The organism is Gelidibacter sp., assembly GCF_035577925.1.
GTDB lineage: Bacteria > Bacteroidota > Bacteroidia > Flavobacteriales > Flavobacteriaceae > Gelidibacter.
In genome coordinates, this window is record NZ_DATJCY010000276.1 from 1 (window position 1) to 4,169 (window position 4,169).

The window sequence follows — 4,169 nt, forward strand, 5'->3', positions numbered from 1 at the left end:
TGCTGAGGCGTATTGTCTTTAGGCGTGGTTGGGCCAAAAACCGCAATGCTTGATGGCCAGAACACTTTATTTATAAATTTAGCCTTGGCAAGATTTAATACATGAAATAAGGAGTTCATGTTCAAATCCCAGGCTTTCATAGGATATTTTTCACCTGTGGCGCTCAACATGGCCGCCATGAGATAAACGGTATTTATACTATGTTTTTCTACACATTGTTGGATAGAACCATAATCTTGTGCATCAACAATTTCAAAAATACCAGAATTTACCAAGTCCGTATTGTTATAATTGATGTCGGATGCAATAACATTTTCAGCACCGTGAATGCTGCGCAATTTGTAGGTTAGTTCGGAACCAATTTGGCCAGATGCGCCAATAATTAGAATCTTTTGAGCCATTTTTATTGAATTTGCTGCAAAAATACAAAGTTTTTTTATGAGGATTTAGGTGTTTTGGAGAATGAATTTTTCTTTTTCTCAGCATGCAAATGATCTATTTTACCAATATTGTAAAAATCGTACACTAATTATGTAAATCGAGCTTTAAAATTATGAGTTTTGTATGTTTTTAATGAATTTATAAAGAAATGTAGAAATAATAGAAGTGTGTTCAAATAATAAAAACATTAGTTTAGTTTCTATCAATTAATGTTGGCTATTTTGCGTTTTGATCAATAATTTCAATTCTTCTTTACTCGGTAGAATAGTTTGATATTTGCTTGCAAAAATCTGTTCATTATTTTCAGGTAAAGTGAATTCTACTACTGCTTCACTTTTGTCTTTACACAAAACTATCCCAATTGTTTTGTTTTCATCTTCTAATCGAATTTTTCTATCATAATAATTCACGTACATTTGCATTTGCCCAAGGTCTTGATGCTTGATTTCCCCGATTTTCAGGTCGATTAGAACAAAGCATTTCAGTATTCGGTTGTAAAAGACCAAGTCAATCCTGAAATGTTTTTCATCAAAGGATATTCTCTTTTGTCTGGCTACAAATGTAAATCCATTGCCAAGTTCCAATAAAAAATGCTCTAATTTGTCTATCAATTCTTGTTCGAGATCGCTTTCTGAATATTCTGTGTGTTCAGGAAGCCCTATGAATTCAAGAATATAGGGGTCTTTAATAGCGTCTTTGGGATTTTCAAGAATAAGCCCTTTTTCAGAAAGTTCTTTTACTTTCTCCTTATTTCTGCTTAATGCCAATCTTGTATATAAGGCTGAATCAAATTGACGCTGTAGTTCTCTTACACTCCAATTGTTTTTATAGGATTCAATTTCATAGAACTTCCGTTCGTTTTCATCATCCATCCGCATTAGTTTTAAATAATGTGACCAACTCAAATTAAAGCTCCTAAACGATGTCTCAGAAATTACATTTTTAGATTCCGCAGACGGTGTTTGCGAAATGCTTTTGAAAGTCGCAGACAGTGTCTGCGGTTTTTGAGTAAACGAGGTAAAACTATCTTATTTGATCAATATTCCTTTCTGAAAATCCTTTTCCAAATTCTTTAGTCAAAACCTTTGAGAGTTCTTTTATGACCTTCTTTCCATAATCGGCTCTTTCTTTTCCACTTTGTTATTCTTCTACAATCATTCTTCCAATTTCAAAGTAGGTCATTACCATCGTTAGGTTAACTATTTGCACCACTTTATTTTTAGCTGATTGCAGTAAATCAACAATTTGAGAAAATAGTTTTGTATTGGAAACTTTGTTTGTCATAGTTTTATTTAAATCTCATTGATTGATGTCTGTTGTTTCAGAATAATGCAAATTTTGGTTTCTAAATGGCTAATCTTTATTTTACTTAAAGTCAAATTAACAACATCCAACTTGTTTTTGCAATTATTCATCTTGGAAACGATTTTTTCAATTAAAATCTTCGGATTATGGTTTGGCAAGCTTAAATAGTCTTTCAAAAATTTAAAAAGATAATGTATCTTCGGTATAGCTCTCATTATAATGGTAGAGAATGCTGTTTAATAGAATGTTAAGTTTTATGAAAAGGATTTTGGTGTTTACGACATTGATAACCATCTGTTTTCAAAACAGTTATTCACAGAGTCATTTTATTTATAATGATACTATTATCAGTTGGAATAAAAATAAGAAACTTAGATGGGAGGATTTCAAAGGAATAAAAGACACTATTAATTTTACTGAATTTGGGGCGGCAACAGATTATTCAATTTCTTTATTGCCTAGAAATATAAAAGTAGATGAATATGATAAGATAAATGCTATTGCTTTATTTTATAAGAAATCTTCTTGGGCTATAAGTGAATCAATAGGTTTGTTAGAACATGAACAAACACATTTTGACATAGCGGAGATATTTGCTCGGAAAATACGGAAATGTTTTGCAGAAATGAAAGAGAATGGAGAAACTGATATTTATAGTTACATCGAAATAGCTGAAGATTTAGGGAGTCAATGTCCTGTTTATCAAAAATTATATGACTTAGAAACTGGCCATGGCACTATCGGTTTAATGCAGTTGAAGTGGAATAAAAAAGTAGCTGAAGAGTTAAAGGAATTAAATGCCTATAAGTATAACGCTACAATAGAGGACATAGAAAATTAGACATACATTTTTTGGTACAGTGTTTATATAATTAGGTCGTTACTGCTGTTTGTTTATGGTTTTGTTTTCATCGTAATGGCACAATATGTATGGTATAATAACAGCAAAATTCTCGGTAATTAAAGTTTAAAATATAGTATATGAATATGCTTACCAGATTTTATGACCGACTTTTTCTTTACTATTATAATTTGAAGAAAAATAGTGATGACACCCCTGAATACTTCCCAATTATAATTATTTCTACTGGACAGGCTGCGAATTTATTCTTTTTTGTAATCCTTTTTTTATACTTCCTAAGAGTAGATAATTCTATTACGCTCAAAATTTTTCTGATTTTAGATATAGGTATGATAATATTTAACTATTACGTGTATCAAATAAAAGATAGGAAAAGTATTGTATTTAAGAAGAATTTAAAATTGTCTTTAGGATTTAAAGTGTTTTCTTACATCTATATTTTAGCTTCTTTGTGGGCACCTTTATTTTTAATTTATTTTATTAATGAGTTTGGCAAAGGGTTTTGACTACCAAGAAAAAACTATTTTAATAAGTTTGATTGCAATGTTTGGTTTATTTATAATTCTAATACTTAAAAAATGAAAAAAGGATTCGTGTTTTTAGTTCTCATTCTATTGCTCACTGGATGTCTTCAAAAGCGATTGCCTTCTTTTGATAAAGAAAAAGGGTATTTCGAAATTAGGAATGAAAATGGAATGCCTCAACTCATTAAATTCTATTCGGAAGAAGGGGAAGTAAATGGAGGCGTAATCTCTTTTACGGCTAACGGTAACATAGGTTCATTTACTTATCTTAAAAATGACACTATAATAATAGGTCCTTCAGTAATATACTATGATAATGGAAGTATGAATTATTTTGATTCTTTTATAGATGGAGTACAGGAAGGAGTAAGTGTTCATTACAGCCCAAAGGGGATATTGACCAGAAAAAATTATTATAGAAATGGAGTTAAAGATGGAGAGCAATATACATTTCATTATGATACGGGCGATACTTTAAAAGTTGAAATTTATGATAAGGGAAAACTCATTGAAACTATAGGTGATAGCAACGATGCAGATTAAAAACTTTTAATAATCGAAAACATGAAAAAAACCAGTTTATTAGTGCTGTACGCATTCATTTTCATTTCCTGTGAACATAGTAATCCTGCATTTAGATTTTCTAATTTTTATGACACCCCAGCTGAAAACATTGCGAAAGCCATAAAAAGAAATGATGTGGAAGCTATCAGCAATGAAGTCTTAAACAAACGGGTCAGTGTTGATTTTGAAGATAATAAATACGAGGTATCCTTGCTTGAATTAGCTTTGACTAACAATAAAAAAGAGGCATTTGAAGAGTTGCTAAAACTTGGAGCCAACCCTAATATTGATAATTCCTCCTGTGTGAGCCCATTAGTATCAGCAATTAGATACAACCATAATTGCGATTTGTATTTTGTAGAGAGGTTGTTGGACAATAATGCCAATATTATGCCCAGGCTTAGTAATATGTGTACTCAAGCTTATGACCCCATCCAAGAAACAATTATGCACTACAATGATGAGAACAAAAT

Annotated in this window: 6 protein-coding genes and 1 pseudogene; 3 read left to right on the plus strand and 4 right to left on the minus strand. The window is 31.0% G+C overall.

Features of this window, described 5'->3' with window-relative positions:
- The 4 genes from VNJ50_RS10830 to VNJ50_RS10845 form a co-directional block, all read right to left on the minus strand.
- A partial coding sequence (locus VNJ50_RS10830; protein WP_325581758.1) for an NAD-dependent epimerase/dehydratase family protein occupies positions 1-401 on the minus strand: 401 nt, incomplete at its 3' end.
- A gap of 246 nt (positions 402-647) precedes the next feature.
- On the minus strand, positions 648-1,313 hold the full coding sequence (locus VNJ50_RS10835; protein WP_325581760.1) for a PDDEXK nuclease domain-containing protein: 666 nt from the start codon (positions 1,311-1,313) through the stop codon (positions 648-650).
- Between the two features lie 151 nt (positions 1,314-1,464).
- Positions 1,465-1,542, minus strand: coding sequence for a hypothetical protein (locus tag VNJ50_RS10840; RefSeq protein ID WP_325581768.1), 78 nt, complete (start codon positions 1,540-1,542; stop codon positions 1,465-1,467).
- Between the two features lie 39 nt (positions 1,543-1,581).
- A complete protein-coding gene (locus VNJ50_RS10845; RefSeq protein ID WP_325581762.1) occupies positions 1,582-1,725 on the minus strand; it encodes a hypothetical protein in 144 nt (47 codons plus the stop codon).
- A 277-nt stretch (positions 1,726-2,002) separates the two neighbouring features.
- Between VNJ50_RS10845 and VNJ50_RS10850 the strand changes: the two genes are divergently transcribed.
- The 3 genes and pseudogenes from VNJ50_RS10850 to VNJ50_RS10860 all read left to right on the plus strand — a co-directional run.
- Positions 2,003-2,587: a hypothetical protein gene (locus VNJ50_RS10850; protein ID WP_325581764.1), complete on the plus strand. Its 585-nt coding sequence runs from the start codon at positions 2,003-2,005 to the stop codon at positions 2,585-2,587.
- 599 nt (positions 2,588-3,186) lie between these two features.
- Positions 3,187-3,675 carry a hypothetical protein gene (locus VNJ50_RS10855; protein ID WP_325581766.1) on the plus strand — a complete coding sequence of 163 codons (489 nt, stop codon included), beginning with the start codon at positions 3,187-3,189 and terminating at the stop codon, positions 3,673-3,675.
- 21 nt (positions 3,676-3,696) lie between these two features.
- A pseudogene (locus VNJ50_RS10860) lies at positions 3,697-4,169 on the plus strand (hypothetical protein); the annotation flags it as partial.

Coding starts and splice junctions, on each gene's coding strand:
- VNJ50_RS10835 (WP_325581760.1), bottom strand. CDS start 1,313: ATGGATGATGAAAACGAACGGAAGTTCTATGAAATTGAATCCTATAAA.
- VNJ50_RS10845 (WP_325581762.1), bottom strand. CDS start 1,725: ATGACAAACAAAGTTTCCAATACAAAACTATTTTCTCAAATTGTTGAT.
- VNJ50_RS10850 (WP_325581764.1), top strand. CDS start 2,003: ATGAAAAGGATTTTGGTGTTTACGACATTGATAACCATCTGTTTTCAA.
- VNJ50_RS10855 (WP_325581766.1), top strand. CDS start 3,187: ATGAAAAAAGGATTCGTGTTTTTAGTTCTCATTCTATTGCTCACTGGA.